At 31.2% G+C, this 16,183-nt stretch carries 15 protein-coding genes; 10 read left to right on the top strand and 5 right to left on the bottom strand.

Annotated features, from left to right (window positions below; translation table 11 throughout):
• Complete coding sequence (locus ACEQT4_RS05080; RefSeq protein ID WP_370226370.1) at positions 1-798, top strand: TerC family protein; 798 nt, start codon at positions 1-3, stop codon at positions 796-798.
• Here the strand turns inward: ACEQT4_RS05080 and ACEQT4_RS05075 are convergent.
• The 5 genes from ACEQT4_RS05075 to ACEQT4_RS05055 form a co-directional block, all read right to left on the bottom strand.
• Complete coding sequence (locus ACEQT4_RS05075) at positions 785-3,418, bottom strand: DNA gyrase/topoisomerase IV subunit A (protein ID WP_370226369.1); 2,634 nt, start codon at positions 3,416-3,418, stop codon at positions 785-787. The genes ACEQT4_RS05080 and ACEQT4_RS05075 overlap by 14 nt on opposite strands.
• 55 nt (positions 3,419-3,473) lie before the next feature.
• A complete protein-coding gene (locus tag ACEQT4_RS05070) occupies positions 3,474-4,001 on the bottom strand; it encodes a hypothetical protein (RefSeq protein WP_370226367.1) in 528 nt (175 codons plus the stop codon).
• Position 4,002: 1 nt separating this feature from the next.
• On the bottom strand, positions 4,003-5,862 hold the full coding sequence (locus ACEQT4_RS05065) for a DNA topoisomerase IV subunit B (protein ID WP_370226366.1): 1,860 nt from the start codon (positions 5,860-5,862) through the stop codon (positions 4,003-4,005).
• Between the two features lie 266 nt (positions 5,863-6,128).
• Positions 6,129-7,223 (bottom strand): redox-regulated ATPase YchF, encoded by a 1,095-nt coding sequence (gene ychF / locus ACEQT4_RS05060; protein ID WP_027878949.1) that lies wholly within the window; start codon positions 7,221-7,223, stop codon positions 6,129-6,131.
• A 99-nt stretch (positions 7,224-7,322) separates the two neighbouring features.
• Entirely contained in the window at positions 7,323-7,676 is a 354-nt protein-coding gene (locus ACEQT4_RS05055) for a 4Fe-4S dicluster domain-containing protein (protein ID WP_106677846.1), read from the bottom strand.
• Between the two features lie 71 nt (positions 7,677-7,747).
• Here ACEQT4_RS05055 and ACEQT4_RS05050 point away from each other — a divergent pair, with 71 nt between their 5' ends.
• From ACEQT4_RS05050 to ACEQT4_RS05010, 9 genes are all read left to right on the top strand, one after another.
• A complete protein-coding gene (locus ACEQT4_RS05050) occupies positions 7,748-8,809 on the top strand; it encodes an acyl-CoA reductase (protein ID WP_370226365.1) in 1,062 nt (353 codons plus the stop codon).
• A 115-nt stretch (positions 8,810-8,924) separates the two neighbouring features.
• Positions 8,925-9,986 carry a 3-phosphoserine/phosphohydroxythreonine transaminase gene (gene serC, locus ACEQT4_RS05045; protein WP_223076787.1) on the top strand — a complete coding sequence of 354 codons (1,062 nt, stop codon included), beginning with the start codon at positions 8,925-8,927 and terminating at the stop codon, positions 9,984-9,986.
• A 31-nt stretch (positions 9,987-10,017) separates the two neighbouring features.
• Positions 10,018-10,974 (top strand): D-2-hydroxyacid dehydrogenase, encoded by a 957-nt coding sequence (locus ACEQT4_RS05040; RefSeq protein ID WP_027878945.1) that lies wholly within the window; start codon positions 10,018-10,020, stop codon positions 10,972-10,974.
• A gap of 121 nt (positions 10,975-11,095) precedes the next feature.
• Positions 11,096-11,734, top strand: coding sequence for a DUF937 domain-containing protein (locus ACEQT4_RS05035; RefSeq protein ID WP_027878944.1), 639 nt, complete (start codon positions 11,096-11,098; stop codon positions 11,732-11,734).
• A gap of 88 nt (positions 11,735-11,822) precedes the next feature.
• Positions 11,823-12,254, top strand: a complete 432-nt coding sequence (locus ACEQT4_RS05030) for a DUF6146 family protein (protein ID WP_370226363.1) — start codon at positions 11,823-11,825, stop codon at positions 12,252-12,254.
• 35 nt (positions 12,255-12,289) lie between these two features.
• Complete coding sequence (locus ACEQT4_RS05025; protein ID WP_370226362.1) at positions 12,290-12,781, top strand: DUF6787 family protein; 492 nt, start codon at positions 12,290-12,292, stop codon at positions 12,779-12,781.
• Positions 12,782-13,111 (top strand): hypothetical protein, encoded by a 330-nt coding sequence (locus tag ACEQT4_RS05020; RefSeq protein ID WP_370226361.1) that lies wholly within the window; start codon positions 12,782-12,784, stop codon positions 13,109-13,111.
• A 41-nt stretch (positions 13,112-13,152) separates the two neighbouring features.
• Entirely contained in the window at positions 13,153-15,552 is a 2,400-nt protein-coding gene (locus ACEQT4_RS05015; protein WP_370226360.1) for a TonB-dependent receptor, read from the top strand.
• Between the two features lie 10 nt (positions 15,553-15,562).
• The gene (locus tag ACEQT4_RS05010) at positions 15,563-16,141 is read left to right on the top strand and encodes a type 1 periplasmic binding fold superfamily protein (protein ID WP_370226359.1); all 579 of its coding nucleotides are present in this window, start codon (positions 15,563-15,565) and stop codon (positions 16,139-16,141) included.
• The last annotated feature ends 42 nt before the right edge of the window (positions 16,142-16,183 follow it).

Genomic DNA, 16,183 nt, shown 5'->3' with positions numbered 1-16,183 from the left:
ATGATAGAGTTTTTAACCTCTAGTGATGCCATTTTTGCATTACTAACGCTTACATTTTTAGAGATAATTTTAGGAATAGACAATATTGTGTTTATCTCTATCGCTGCAAATAAACTTCCTGAAGAACAACGTGGTAAAGTCACAAATATTGGATTATTATTAGCAATGGTACAAAGAATAATCCTTTTGTTTTTTGTGTCTTTTTTAGTTGGTTTATCTAAGCCTTTTTATACTTTAGATTTAAATTGGATGCATTTAGAATTAAGCTGGCAAGCTATAATTTTATTTGTTGGAGGATTATTTTTAATATACAAAAGTACTTCTGAAATTAGAGAAAAAGTATCTGATCCAAAACATGATGAAGATGAAGTTAAAGGAAAAGCTATAAAATCGTTTCAACAAGCTATTATACAAATATTAATTATAGATTTTATTTTCTCTATAGATTCTATTTTAACAGCTGTTGGTATGACTAATGGTTTATCAGACAATCACAATTATAATTTAATTTTAATGATAATTGCGGTTGTTATTTCAATAATAATAATGATTGGATTTGCTAATAAAATTAGACGTTTTATAGACAAAAACCCAAGTATACAAATACTTGGGCTTTCTTTTTTAATCTTAATTGGATTTATGCTAATTACAGAAGCTGGTCATTTATCTCACACAACTTTCTTTGACAAAAAGGTGGGCGCAATACCTAAAGGATACCTATATTTTGCTATTGCATTTTCTTTATTTGTAGAATTTTTAAATCAGAAAATAAGCAAAAAACCTACTAAAAAAGTGTAGGTTGACCAGAATCATCAAGGTTACTTCCTTCTTCTAAGTCTTCTGATGGTTTTGAAGAAACATCTTCTTCGTCTATTACATCAATGCTATCTGCAGGAACGTCTTCTGGCGCTTCATATGGTAAAGGATCTAAAAGACTTATTTGGTTTACCTTATCTTTAGTTAATTGATTACCAAGTGCATTTATACCTTTAATTGCTATAAATTCTTCTAAATTAACTTGTAAATTATCCTTTCTGTCTTTACCTCTTTCTTTAGTAAATTCTACTTCCGCCATAGGTTTCCAGTCGGTAGACACAATTTCTAATTGTGATTTTGGATGTTCCGAAATAAATAAATCCTCTTTACTTTCATTTTCAATTAAAAAACGTTTTACGTAGTAACGTTCTTTATCGCCATCATAATATATAGCTGAAATTGGCTTTTTTGGTATCCATTTTTCCAGCACAATCATATCGTCATCAAAATGCGCTGTTACTTCTGGAATTATAGTTTTTACATAACCTCGTTGGTTGATTACCAATAGTCGATCTTCACCTCTAAACTCGCCTAACAACTCGCCTCTTCCATCTACATTTAAACGTTGTACTGTATCGTCAAACCATATTTTACGCGGTTTTAACGTAGATACACCTTTTTCTTTTAATTCTATTTTTTTAATGGCGTATTTGGTAACCACATTACCTTTACTTGCACGACCTTTTATTAAAATGTCTGCAAAATCTATATCCCATTTAAGTTTTTTAATACTTCCTACTTGTCTTAAAAATACCGAAATGACTTCGGCTTCTCCATTAGGGTTTGCAGAGAAATACCAAACTTTACTCGATTTGTTTCCATTAGTTAAGTCGTACTCTTTATCTCTAGTCATGGAAGTTACGGCAAAACGTTTGATATACGAAGGTCCTTTGCTTCCATCGCGATAAATCATATTGTAAATAGTACGTTTGTCTTTCTTTTTAAAGACTGCAACGTGTATAATATTTTTACCAATAAAGGTTTTGCTATCTACTTTAGTGACCATCATTTTACCTTCGGCAGTAAATACAATAATATCGTCTATATCACTACAATCGCAAACATACTCGTCTCTTCTTAACGATGTACCAATAAAACCTTCTTCTCTATTTACGTAAAGTTTTGTGTTTCTAATCACCACTTTTGTAGCATCTACATCTTCAAAAGCGCGTAGTTCTGTTTTACGTTCTTTACCTTCGCTATACGTGTCTTTTAAGCGTTTAAAATAAGCAATTGCGTAATCTATTAGGTTAGCTAAATGATGTTTAACTTCGGCAATTTGATCTTCTAAAGCGTCAATTTTTTGTTGCGCTTTATCGATATCAAATTTAGAAATACGTTTAATTCTAATTTCGGTTAAACGTACAATATCTTCTTCTGTAATGGCACGTTTTAAATGTTTTATATGTGGTTGAAGTCCTTTGTCTATTGCTTGGATAACACCTTCCCAAGTTTCTTCCTCTTCAATATCACGATAGATACGGTTTTCTATAAAAATACGTTCTAACGATGCAAAATGCCACTGCTCTTCAAACTCGTTAAGTTTGATTTCTAATTCTTGTTTTAATAACTGAACTGTGTTGTCTGTACTACGACGCAACATTTCAGAAACACCTATAAATAAAGGTTTGTTATCTTCAATCACACAGCCTAATGGCGAAATAGAGATTTCGCAATTTGTAAATGCGTAAAGTGCATCTATAGTTTTATCTGGTGAAATTCCTGACGGTAAATGCACCAAGATTTCTACTTCTGCAGCAGTATTATCTTCTATTTTTTTGATTTTGATTTTACCTTTGTCGTTCGCTTTTAAGATAGAATCTATTAACGACGATGTTGTTGTACCAAAAGGTACTTCGGTAATTACCAATGTGTTTTTATCGTATTGCGAAATTTTTGCACGCACACGAACTTTTCCGCCACGCATACCGTCGTTATAATCGCCACAATCTGCAATACCTGCTGTTGGAAAATCTGGTAAAATTGTAAAACGCTTACCTTGAAGATGCTTGACAGACGCATCGATAAGCTCTATAAAATTATGTGGTAATATTTTTGTTGATAATCCTACTGCAATACCTTCTCCGCCTTGCGCTAACAATAACGGAAACATTACTGGTAGATTGATTGGCTCTTTACGTCTACCATCGTAAGACGCTTGCCACTCGGTAATTTTTGGATTATAAACTACGTCTAAAGCAAATTTAGAAAGACGTGCTTCGATATAACGTGATGCTGCTGCGCTATCTCCGGTAAGGATATTTCCCCAGTTACCTTGCGTATCAATTAACAGGTCTTTTTGACCAATTTGTACCATAGCATCTGCAATACTGGCATCACCATGCGGATGATACTGCATGGTATGACCAACAATATTAGCCACCTTATTGTAACGACCATCATCTAAGTCTTTCATAGAATGCATGATACGACGTTGCACTGGTTTAAAACCATCTTCTATTGCTGGTACTGCACGTTCTAAAATAACATAAGACGCATAATCTAAAAACCATTCTTTATACATACCAGTAATCCTGGTAATGGTTTCGTTTGCGTCTTGGTTTTGGTCGTTTGTTAAGTCTTCGTTTTCTTCTTCTGCCATATTGTTATTCCTGTCTAAAGGAAATTATTTATTTAGACTTAAATATAAGTTTTAATTATTCGATAGTTAAATAATATTCTACATCTATCAATTCAAAAGTATTTGATATGCCTGTTGAATGTGGCTCTTCAACATCATATGTAATAATACAACTTGAATTTGCATCAATTGATGTACAAGAATTTATGCCATAATTAGTTGAAAATTGAATATTATCTGAATTAATAGTTATTCTTTGTATACCTTCTACTGGTTGGTCGCTAAGGTTATTTAATTGAATTTCAAATTGTAATCTAGACGTATTATTACCTGTGTCTTGTGTGTATTCAAACTGAATTACATCATAGCTAAAGTCTTCTAGTTTTTGAGGTTCTATTTGTTCTGCACTAGTTGGCTCTGAAAAATCACAAGGCACTTCTTGTTCTGTGTTATAGCTGTAAGATGCTCCGTCAAGAATATAAAACTGAGTTATGGTTATTGTTTTTGTACAACTTTGAATTGAATCTTCGTTTTCATCGCTAGAAGAACAATTAAAACATAACAATAAAACAAATAATAAATTTAATATAGCTTTATATTTCATCCTACTTCCCTTCTTCAATTATATCCATTTCAACCTTTAAGTTATCTATGATAAACTCTTGTCGCGATGGTGTGTTTTTACCCATATAAAAAGACAATAATTCTTCTATAGACATATTATCGTCAAGCATTACAGGATCAAGTCTTATATCGTCACCTATGAAATGTTTAAATTCGTCTGGACTAATTTCACCTAAACCTTTAAATCGTGTAATTTCTGGTTTTGGCTTTAGTTTTTCTATAGCGTTACGACGTTCTTCTTCACTGTAACAATAAATAGTTTCTTTTTTGTTTCTTACCCTAAATAATGGTGTTTGTAAGATGTAAAGATGTCCGTTTTTAATAACTTCTGGAAAAAACTGTAAGAAAAAAGTAATTAACAACAGTCTAATATGCATACCATCTACATCGGCATCGGTTGCAATTACGATGTTATTGTAACGTAAATCTTCTAAAGATTCTTCTATATTTAAAGCTGCTTGAAGTAGATTAAACTCTTCGTTTTCGTAAACTATTTTTTTGGTTAAACCGTAACTGTTTAACGGCTTTCCTTTTAAACTAAAAACCGCTTGCGTATTAACATCTCTAGATTTTGTGATACTTCCCGAAGCCGAATCACCCTCAGTTATAAACAATGTAGTTTCTAGGTTTCTTTCGTTTTTTGTATCACCAAAATGCACACGACAATCGCGTAATTTTTTATTATGAAGACTTGCTTTTTTAGCACGATCTTTAGCTAATTTTCTAATACCAGAAAGCTCTTTACGCTCTCGTTCTGCTTGTAATATTTTACGTTGAAGCTTTTCGGCTGTTTCAGTATTTTTATGTAGAAAGTTATCTAAGTAAGTTTTGATAAAATCGTTAACATAAGTTCTAACAGTTGGTAAATCTCCACCCATATCTGTAGAACCTAATTTTGTTTTAGTCTGACTTTCAAAAACTGGTTCCATTACCTTTATGGCAATTGCAGAAACAATAGACTTTCTAACATCTGAAGCATCGTAATTTTTACCATAAAAATCTCTGATAGTTTTTACAATTGCTTCTCTAAAAGCATTTAAATGCGTTCCTCCTTGCGTTGTGTTTTGTCCGTTTACAAAACTGTTGTAATCTTCGCTATATTGTGTTTTACTGTGCGTTATTGCTACTTCAATATCGTCACCACGTAAGTGTATTATTGGATAAAGTTGATCGTCTTCTTTAATTTTTTCTGAAAGAAGATCTTTTAATCCATTTTCACTAAAGTATTTTTCGCCATTAAAAACTATGGTTAAACCTGGATTTAAGTACACATAGTTTTTAAGCATTTTTGCTACATACTCATGACGAAACTTGTAATTTTTAAAGATAGTTTCGTCAGGAATAAATGAGACTTTTGTTCCTTTTCGTCTTGACGTTTCTTCTAAAAACTCTTGATCTACAAGGTTTCCTTGTTCAAAATCGGCAGATGCACTTTTACCATCACGAGATGATTCTACTCTAAAATATGTTGATAAAGCGTTAACTGCTTTTGTACCAACACCGTTAAGTCCAACCGATTTTTTAAAGGCTTTAGAATCGTATTTACCACCGGTATTCATTTTAGATACGACGTCTACCACTTTTCCTAATGGAATACCACGACCATAATCGCGTACGATTACTTTATTACCTTGTATGGAAATCTCAATGGTTTTTCCTGCGCCCATAACAAACTCGTCTATCGAGTTGTCTAATACTTCTTTAAGCAGAATGTATATACCGTCGTCTGGCGAAGATCCATCACCAAGTTTACCAATATACATACCAGGTCGCATACGGATGTGTTCTTTCCAGTCTAACGAGCGTATATTGTCTTCGGTATAATTTGTTTGTTCTGACATAAATTTAGGTGCAAAATGTGAGATATGTTGCTAATATAATACAACCCAGTAAAAAATGAAATAGTAGACTATGAAATTAATTAACAATATATTTTGATAAGTAGTAAACTATTTTTTATCGACACAAATTTCACGAATTTTCAAAAATCATCTAGTGTTTTACATTTTAATTCAATCACTTCTAAACAAAAAACGAGATGAATTTTCATCTCGTTTTTAATGTCTTAAATCTTAATATCTAATTGTGAAGCAATCTAAAATGTAAATTACACATTGAATCTAAAATGCATCACATCGCCATCTTTTACGATGTATTCTTTACCTTCAACACGCATTTTACCAGCTTCTTTTACTTTAGCTTCACTACCAAATTGTACATAATCATCGTAAGCAATAACTTCTGCTCTAATAAATCCTTTTTCAAAATCGGTATGAATTACTCCTGCAGCTTGCGGTGCAGTTGCACCGACATTTACAGTCCAAGCTCTTACTTCTTTAACTCCTGCAGTAAAGTAGGTTTGTTGGTTTAATAATTTATAAGCAGAACGGATTAATTTAGCAGATCCAGGCTCGTCTAATCCTATATCTTGTAAAAACATTTGGCGCTCTTCGTAATCATCTAATTCATTGATATCTGCTTCTGTACCTACTGCTAATACTAAAACTTCAGCATTTTCATTTTTTACGTTTTCACGAACTTTTTCGACATATTCATTACCAGAAACAGCACTACCTTCGTCTACATTACACACATACATTACTGGTTTTTCTGTAATAAACTGTAATGGTTTTACGTAAGCTTTATGGTCTTCTTCAGAAAAATCTAAAGCTCTAATCGATGTTCCTGCCTCTAAAGCTTCCTTTATTTTTAATAAAACAGCTTCTTCTTTTTGAGCTTCTTTATCGCCTGTTTTTGCAGCTCTTTTTACTTTGTCAAGCTTTTTTTCTACTGTTTCTAAGTCTTTTAATTGCAGCTCTATATCTATAGTTTCTTTATCTCTAATTGGATCAACACTACCATCTACATGTACAATATTATCGTTATCAAAACAGCGTAACACGTGTAAAATTGCATCTGTTTCTCTAATATTTGCTAAAAATTGATTACCTAAACCTTCTCCTTTACTAGCTCCTTTTACTAATCCTGCGATATCAACAATTTCTACTGTTGCTGGTAAAACACGTTCTGGTTTTACTAAACTTTCTAACTTTTCCAACCTTGGATCTGGTACATTTACCACACCAATATTAGGCTCTATCGTACAAAACGGAAAGTTTGCACTTTGCGCTTTTGCATTAGACAAACAATTAAATAAAGTCGATTTTCCTACGTTTGGTAAGCCTACAATTCCTGCTTTCATTGTTATATTTTATTTTTAACGAGTGCAAATGTACACATTAATCCAATAAAAAATCCCAAGTGTTAACTTGAGATTTTAATTTTTTACATAAATATTATGTTATCCATCAGGATGCATAAATTTTTGTTTACCAAGTAAGGTTTCTTCACTTTCTACATGATCATCATCAGGTACACAACAGTCTACAGGACAAACTGCAGCACATTGTGGCTCTTCATGAAAACCTTTACATTCTGTACATTTATCAGGGACAATGTAATAAATCTCATCACTTAAAGGCTCTTGCGCCTCATCTGCATCAACTTCTTTTCCATCAGGTAAAACCAATTTACCTTCTAAACTTGTTCCGTCTTTATATCTCCAATCGTCAGCACCTTCGTAAATTGCAGTGTTTGGGCATTCTGGCTCACAAGCTCCGCAGTTAATACATTCGTCTGTTATAATAATTGCCATAGCGTAATTTCGTTTTTGTTTACTTAACTTTGTACAAAAATAAAGCCAAAAATACGGTTATACAAATTATAATGGGTAACAAATATTACATAACTAAAGCTTTCGCCGAATTAGGCCAATTTTTAAGCCAATTTACCACTAAAGGAATTGAAAAAAAAGAAAATGTTCTACATAATGACTTGTTTTTTGATGGATTTAAACATCAAATAAAATTAGCCAAAGAACATAATGGCTGGTTTACTGAAAACAATATTTTATTCGCTTTAGAAGGTTGGGCTAATTTATTGACTGAAAATAATTTAAAACAATGGTTGTCAAGTTATAATTTAAGTGAAGTCCAACCAAAAAAAGTAGCTATTATAATGGCAGGAAATATCCCTTTGGTTGGATTTCATGACTTTTTAAGTGTTTTAATCACTGGACATGATGTGTTGGTAAAACAATCGTCTAACGATAAACATCTTTTACCTTTTTTAGCTAAATATTTAGAATATGTTTCTCCTGAATTAAAAGGAAAAATAACATTTACCGAAGACAAACTTCAAAATTTTGATGCTGTGATAGCAACTGGAAGTAACAATACTGCTAGGTATTTTGAGTATTATTTTAAAAATAAACCATCAATAATTAGGCAAAACAGAAACTCAGTAGCAATTTTAACTGGTGATGAAACTGAAGATCAACTTAATGCCTTATCAGAAGATATTTTTAGATATTATGGATTAGGTTGTCGCAACGTTTCTAAATTATTTGTTCCAAAAAATTACAATTTTGATGGCTTTTTTAACGCGATGTATAAATGGCATACTATAATTGAAGAGGCTAAATACGCTAATAATTATGATTATAATAAAGCAGTCTATTTAATGAGCGAATTTGACATGCTAGAAAATGGTTTTTTAATGATAAAAGAAGACCAAAGCTATGCATCTCCTATCGCAACTGTTTTTTATGAATACTATGATAGCTTAGAACAACTTCAAAACAAACTAAACATTGATAAAGATTTAATTCAATGTGTTGTGTCTAAAGGGCTAACCGAAAACGATGTAGATTTTGGCATGACCCAAAAACCACAACTTTGGGACTATGCAGATGATATTAATACTATTGAGTTTTTGTTAAAAATATAGTTGATAAATTATCATATTAATAACATTTTTTACAGTATTAATTAGCACCTTTGTAATGCTAAACAAACTATATATACTGTAAATCCTTTACAGTGTATGCATAAAATATTAAAAAATGCAAAGACACAATTTTAGCGCAGGACCATGCGTATTGCCTCAAGAAGTATTACAAAAAGCCTCTCAAGCGGTTTTAGATTATGACAACGGATTATCTTTAATAGAAATTTCTCATAGAAGTAAATCCTTTGTAGATATTATGGAGCAAGCAAGATCTTTGGCTTTAGAATTACTTGGTTTAGAAGGCAAAGGTTATAAAGCTTTATTTTTACAAGGTGGCGCAAGTATGCAATTTTTAATGGTTGCTCAAAATATGTTGGAAAAAAGAGCTGCGTATCTAAATACAGGAACTTGGTCTGACAAAGCTATTAAAGAGGCTAAAATCTTTGATGACATTATTGAAGTCGCGTCTTCTAAAAATGCTAATTACAATTATATCCCTAAAGGATACGAAATCCCAGAAGATTACGATTATTTTCACTGTACATCTAACAATACCATTTTTGGAACACAAATAAAAGAGTTTCCAAACTCACCAATACCAATGGTTTGTGATATGAGTTCTGACATATTTTCAAGAACCTTAGATTTTTCAAAATTTGATATTATTTATGCTGGTGCTCAAAAAAATATGGGTCCTGCTGGTACTACTTTAGTTGTAGTAAAAGAAGATGTTTTAGGTAAAGTATCACGCAAAATACCTTCTATGTTAGACTACAAAGTGCATATTGAAAAAAGTTCAATGTTTAATACGCCTCCAGTATTTGCAGTATATACAAGCATGTTAACATTACAATGGTTAAAAGATTTAGGAGGTATTAAAGCAATTGAAGAAGAAAACGAAAAGAAAGCGCGATTAATTTATTCTGAAATAGATTTAAATCCTCTATTTAAAGGATTTGCAGCTAAAGAAGATCGTTCTTACATGAATGCAACTTTTACATTAACAAACGACGATTTAAAAGAAACTTTTGATACCATGTGGAAAGAAGCTGGTATTAACGGACTTAACGGACACAGAAGTGTTGGTGGTTACCGTGCAAGTATGTATAATGCTTTATCACTAGACAGTGTTAAAGTATTAGTAGAAGTTATGAGCGAATTAGAAAGTAAAGCTTAATCATTTTTAAACAGAAAAAGAAAATATAATAATGAAAGTATTAGCAAACGATGGTATATCAAATAGCGGAATCGAAGCTTTAGAAGCTGCTGGATTTGAAGTTAATACCACTACTGTAGCACAAGAACAATTAATAAATTATATTAATAACAATAATATAACTGTACTTTTAGTAAGAAGCGCAACAAAAGTTAGAAAAGACATAATTGACGCTTGTCCAGAACTAAAAATAATAGGTCGTGGTGGCGTTGGTATGGATAATATAGATGTAGACTATGCACGTAATAAAGGTATACACGTAATCAATACTCCTGCAGCATCTTCTCATTCTGTTGCAGAACTAGTTTTTGCTCATCTTTATGGTTTAGCAAGATTTTTACATAATGCCAATAGAGACATGCCTTTAGAAGGAGACACTAAATTTAAGGCATTAAAAAAAGCTTATGCTAAAGGAACAGAATTAAAAGGTAAGACACTAGGTATTATTGGTTTTGGTCGTATTGGACAAGCTACAGCAAAAGTAGCTATTGGCGCAGGAATGAAAGTAATTGCTTTTGATCCATTTATTGAAAAAGCCGATTTAGAATTAGAGTTTTTTGATGGTCAAAAACTAAATTTCGATATTAAAACTGTGTCTAAAGAAGAAGTTATCAAAAACTCAGACTTTTTAACACTTCATGTACCGGCACAAAAAGAATATGTGATTGGTAAAGACGAATTTGATAAAATGAAAGAAGGTGTTATTATTGTAAATGCAGCTCGTGGTGGTGTTTTAGATGAAATCGCTCTAGTTAATGCTATTGAAAGCGGAAAAGTAGCAAGAGCAGCACTAGACGTTTTTGAAAAAGAGCCTCAACCAGAAATTCAATTATTAATGAATAGTAGCTTATCTTTAACTCCGCATACTGGTGCAGCAACTAACGAAGCACAAGACAGAATTGGAGTTGAGTTAGCAGACCAGATTAAAAGCTTGCTTTTAAACGATTAAAATTTACTTTTTATCGGTTTTCTTTTAAAAAATTTATTAATTAAAGTCTCAAGAATAGCTTGGGACTTTTTTTTTGTAATTTACAATCACAAATTTTAAACAAACTTTAAAACATAATAAAATGGCAGGTATTTTAGACTTATTAAATTCAGATTTAGGAAAAACAATAATTAGTGGTGTTTCTGGATCTACAGGAACAGACGAAAACAGAACAGGAAGCGTATTAACTATGGCTTTACCTGTATTAATGAAAGCTATGGAGCGTAACGCTTCTGCATCTCCAGAAGGCGCTCAAGGATTACTTGGAGCTATAATGGATAAACATGATGGTAGTATTTTAGATAACCTTGGAGGATTATTTAATGGCGGTGTTGATGAGTCTGTAAAAACTGATGGTGATAAAATTTTAGGTCATGTTTTAGGTGCAAAAAAGCAAGGTGTAGAACAAGTAATAGGACAAAAAGCTGGTTTAGATGCTGGTTCTGTTGGTAATATTCTTAAAGTAGCTGCACCTATTTTAATGGGTGTTTTAGGTAAACAAGCAAGACAAAATAACGTTAGTTCTACTAATGATTTAGGTGGTTTACTTGGTGGTTTACTTGGTGGTAGTGAAGCTAAAGAAGAACAAAGCTTTTTAGAAAAAATATTAGATGCAGATGGCGATGGTAGCGTTGTAGATGACGTAGCTGGTATGGTTTTAGGAGGAGCTAAGAAAAAAGGCGGTCTTGGCGGACTTTTAGGAGGATTATTTGGAAAATAATTATTATTAAATATTTCAAGAAAAAGCCAAACAAAATGTTTGGCTTTTTTTATGCTATAATTTTAGTAACTTTAGTAAAAACAGAACGATGAAAAATTTAGCTTTAGCTGCTTGCATTATTTTAATTGTTTATAGCTGTACTACATCTAAAAAAACTGTAGAAGCAGATAACAGTTCTGCACAAATTGGAGATACTATTAAAATAACTAGTGATAAAACAGAATACGAAATAATCATAATAGAACCAGGTTTTAATGTTTGGTTAAATACAACTGCAAGACCAGAAGGGTTTTACAATCAAACTTATTTAGAAAATAAAAATATTTTCTATGTACAAGCATGGAATAACAGAGTTTTGCAACCACAACGTTACAATCCTAATTTATATGAGATGCAAATTGACTATAGACAGAATATTGATTATGGTTATGAGCTTAATTATAAATTATATAATTACTTTATTTATTTCCAAAATAAATATAATCAAAATCTTTTAGGTGGTCGTGTGCCTCCTTTTTAAATCGTTTTGTACTTTTGCAAACTTAAAAAACAGCTATGAAAGTATTTAAACAACGCTGGCAAATTCAAAAAAATTGGCAGTTTCTATTTCCTATTTTAGGCTTATTAGGTTTACTTTATTCTGGATATAAACTAGCTAATTTATTTTTTGAAAATATTTACTTCAAAATTAGCTTTACTATTATTATTACCTACCTATTATTAAAGGTTACTTTATTCTTGTTTAGCAAATTAGAAAACAAATGGAAAGTAACTTATAAATGGGAATTAATAGCTATCTTTATAGTATTTGCCATTACAGGATCTTCCTCTGTGTTTATTGGAAGACCTTTAATAAAATATATAGGAATTACTAAAGAAAACTTAAATCCTTTTATTTATTGGATTTTATATATTATTATTGGCCTCATTTTTTACCAAGTTTTACTAGTATTTTATGGTTGGTTATTTGGTCAATTTCAATTTTTTTGGAACTTTGAAAAGAAAATGCTAAAACGTTTTGGTTTAGGACGTTTTTTAAACGAATAAATGTACACTATTAAACACATCATATCAAAAAGCTTAGCGCTTATACTTGTTGTTACGGTATTACTACCTGCAACAGTTAAAGCAATGCATGTGTTTGAAAACCATAAACATGAAATTTGTACAGAAAAAACTAGCGACCACCATTTACACCAAGTAGATGTAGACTGCGAGTTTTATAAGTTTAAACTAAACAATACATACTACCACTTACCTACTTCATTTGACATAAGTTTTAATGATAATTTTTATTCTACAAATTATCATTACTATAAATTTCTTTTTAATCATCAGCAATCATATACGTATTTAAGAGGACCACCAAGTTGTTAATCTGTTTGTAGATTAAAAACTCATTCACTTAAATATTTAAAATGAAATACTTGCTAATTATTTTAGCATTTGTAGTACCAAAAACTATAAGTGCTCAAAACTGTACATATACTTTTATTGGAGAGATTTCAGATTTTCATGATGCTACACCTATTGTTGGTGCTACTGTACATATAGAGAATTTGGATAAATATGTTGTATCTGATGTTAATGGAAAATTTAAAATTGAAAACCTATGTGAAGGTAATTTAAATTTGACCATAAGTCATGTAGCTTGTGATACAAAATCTGTGTCATTTAGCATTAATTCTGATACTTATGAAACCATTTTATTAGAACATCATATTGAAGATTTAGAAGAAGTAACAATTAACGGTAAAACTGTTAAAGAAAACACTAATTCTGGTCAAGAAACTATCTTAAAATCTCAAGATATATACAAATACAACACCTTAAGCTTAGGTGATGCTCTAAAAGAAGTGCCTGGTGTATCTTCAATAAATACAGGAAGTACTATTGTTAAACCTGTAATTAATGGTTTACATAGTAGCAGACTAATTGTTTTAAACAATAATGTTAGGTTACAAGACCAAGATTGGGGAATTGAGCACGCGCCAAATATAGATATAAATTCCGCAGATCAAATCTCTGTAATTAAAGGTTCTGGTACATTAGCTTATGGTGGAGATGCTATTGGAGGTATAATTGTTGTTAATCCAAACCGTGTTATTGTTAAAGATACATTATACGGTAAAACCTCTATTAATGGTTATAGTAATGGTCGTGGATTTTTAATAAATTCATCTTTAAACAAAAGCTTTAAAAGTGGTTGGTTTGCCAATGTACAAGGAAGCTTTAAAAAAAGTGGCGATTTAAAGTCTCCTGATTATTATTTAACCAACACAGGTTTAAATTCTAAAGGAATAACGCTAAGAGCAGGTAAAAAATCTTTTGAGTCTGGTTTTGAGGCTTATTACAGCTATTTAAATAGCGAAATAGGTATTTTAAGAGCATCTCATATAGGAAATATTAACGATTTAATCAATGCTATTAACTCTAATCAACCATTAGTTGCCGAAGATTTTAGCTATGATATTAACAATCCAAAACAAGACGTTACACATCAAATTTTTAAAGCTAATTATTATAAGCGTTTTAAAAACTTTGGTAAAATTGATATTCAGTATGATTATCAAGAAAACCAACGATTTGAGTATGACATAAGAGTTGGTGACGATCGTGATAAACCTGCTTTAGACCTTAATTTAACAACACATACACTAACAAGTAATATACTTTTAGATGCAAAAAATAATTTTGAGCACAACGCAGGTGTTTTATTTAGATTTCAAGATAATTTTGCTAATCCAGACACTGGTGTAAGACGTTTAATACCAGATTACGAAAAATATGATTTTGGTGCTTATTTTACAACTAATTGGAATGTAAATAGTAACTTAAGTCTTGATGCTGGTATAAGATACGATTACAACTTTATAAATGCATACAAGTATTATAAAACAAGTAGATGGGAAGAACGTAATTATGATCAAGAGTTTAATGATTTAATTATTGATGATCTTGGCACACAATTATTGGTTAATCCAGAGTTTACGTTTCATAATATATCGCTTAGCGCTGGTGCAAAATATAATTTAAATAGCAACTCTTATATAAACGGACAGTATAGTTTAACTACACGTCCACCAAACCCATCAGAGTTATTTAGTGATGGTTTACACCATTCGGCAGCAAGAATAGAATTAGGTGATTTAAGAATAAAACATGAAGTTTCTAACAGAATTTCTTCAACTTACAATTACTCAAAAAATAAGTTTCAACTAAATATTGAAGGTTTTTATAATCACATAAATAATTTTATTTATCTAAAGCCAACAGGTGTAGAGTTTACTATTAGAGGTGCATTTCCGGTATGGGAATACCAAACCACAAATGCTGCTTTGTACGGTTTAGATCTAGCGGTTAACTATCAATTAAATGATAGGTTTAGTTTTACAAACAAGTCTTCTTTTACAAAAGGAAACGACTTAAGCGACAACCAAGACCTTATTGATATACCACCAATAAACATATCTAATCAAATAAAGTACTTTAATTCAGACTTAAATAATTTAAGTATTAGTCTAAAAAGTGAATGGGTTTTAGAACAAACAGATTATCCAAATTTTAATTTTGAAACACTAAACCCAACAACAAACCAAAATGTATTAGTAGACATAAGTACGCCACCAAGCGCCTATCATTTATTACACTTTGATAGTAATGTAGATTTTAAAATAACAGAAAATTCTAGATTAAATCTTGCGTTTGGTGTATCTAACTTATTAGACACAAAATACAGGTCTTACTTAAACAGATTACGTTTTTTTGCTGATGACGTAGGAAGAAATTTCACTTTAAAAATTCAGTATAATTATTAAAAACACAAAAATGAAAACTTTAAAACATTTATCTTACTTATTAATCGCTTCTTTAATCTTTGTATCATGTTCTGATGATGACGATAACAACAACATTCCTGATCCTGTAAACGAAGAAGAAGTAATTACAACTGTAACAGCTACTTTAACACCTGCTGGTGGTGGTACAGTTGTTACTTTACAATCTCAAGATTTAGATGGAGACGGACCAGATGCACCTGTAATTACTATATCTGGTAATTTAGCTGCAAATACAACTTACAGCGGTAGCTTAGATTTATTAAATGAAACTGAATCTCCTGCTGAGTCTATTACAGAAGAAATTGAAGAAGAAGCTTTAGAACACCAATTTTTCTTTGATGTATCTAACGATTTATTTAGCGTAGCTTATGATGATATGGATGCAGACGGTAACCCAATTGGATTAGATTTTATCGTTACAACAGATGCTACAACTGGTACAGAAGCATTTACTATTACTTTAAGACACGAGCCTAGTAAAGATGCTGCTGGTGTAAGCGCTGGAGACATTACAAATGCAGGTGGAGAAACAGATATTGAAGTAACTTTTAATGTTACTGTACAGTAATTTGTTAAACACTTTTATATTAAAAAATCCCGCAAATAGCGG

The sequence above is a fragment of the Mesoflavibacter sp. genome (assembly GCF_964226795.1).
GTDB lineage: Bacteria > Bacteroidota > Bacteroidia > Flavobacteriales > Flavobacteriaceae > Mesoflavibacter > Mesoflavibacter zeaxanthinifaciens.
This window is presented reverse-complemented; position numbering and strand designations above follow the sequence as displayed.

Excerpts from the sequence above, each read along its gene's own strand:
- ACEQT4_RS05055 (WP_106677846.1), bottom strand. The coding sequence starts at position 7,676 with ATGGCAATTATTATAACAGACGAATGTATTAACTGCGGAGCTTGTGAG.
- ACEQT4_RS05015 (WP_370226360.1), top strand. The coding sequence starts at position 13,153 with ATGAAATACTTGCTAATTATTTTAGCATTTGTAGTACCAAAAACTATA.
- ACEQT4_RS05025 (WP_370226362.1), top strand. The coding sequence starts at position 12,290 with ATGAAAGTATTTAAACAACGCTGGCAAATTCAAAAAAATTGGCAGTTT.
- ACEQT4_RS05020 (WP_370226361.1), top strand. The coding sequence starts at position 12,782 with ATGTACACTATTAAACACATCATATCAAAAAGCTTAGCGCTTATACTT.
- ACEQT4_RS05075 (WP_370226369.1), bottom strand. The coding sequence starts at position 3,418 with ATGGCAGAAGAAGAAAACGAAGACTTAACAAACGACCAAAACCAAGAC.
- ACEQT4_RS05065 (WP_370226366.1), bottom strand. The coding sequence starts at position 5,862 with ATGTCAGAACAAACAAATTATACCGAAGACAATATACGCTCGTTAGAC.
- serC (WP_223076787.1), top strand. The coding sequence starts at position 8,925 with ATGCAAAGACACAATTTTAGCGCAGGACCATGCGTATTGCCTCAAGAA.
- ACEQT4_RS05080 (WP_370226370.1), top strand. The coding sequence starts at position 1 with ATGATAGAGTTTTTAACCTCTAGTGATGCCATTTTTGCATTACTAACG.
- ACEQT4_RS05035 (WP_027878944.1), top strand. The coding sequence starts at position 11,096 with ATGGCAGGTATTTTAGACTTATTAAATTCAGATTTAGGAAAAACAATA.
- ACEQT4_RS05050 (WP_370226365.1), top strand. The coding sequence starts at position 7,748 with ATGGGTAACAAATATTACATAACTAAAGCTTTCGCCGAATTAGGCCAA.
- ACEQT4_RS05070 (WP_370226367.1), bottom strand. The coding sequence starts at position 4,001 with ATGAAATATAAAGCTATATTAAATTTATTATTTGTTTTATTGTTATGT.
- ACEQT4_RS05010 (WP_370226359.1), top strand. The coding sequence starts at position 15,563 with ATGAAAACTTTAAAACATTTATCTTACTTATTAATCGCTTCTTTAATC.
- ychF (WP_027878949.1), bottom strand. The coding sequence starts at position 7,223 with ATGAAAGCAGGAATTGTAGGCTTACCAAACGTAGGAAAATCGACTTTA.
- ACEQT4_RS05040 (WP_027878945.1), top strand. The coding sequence starts at position 10,018 with ATGAAAGTATTAGCAAACGATGGTATATCAAATAGCGGAATCGAAGCT.
- ACEQT4_RS05030 (WP_370226363.1), top strand. The coding sequence starts at position 11,823 with ATGAAAAATTTAGCTTTAGCTGCTTGCATTATTTTAATTGTTTATAGC.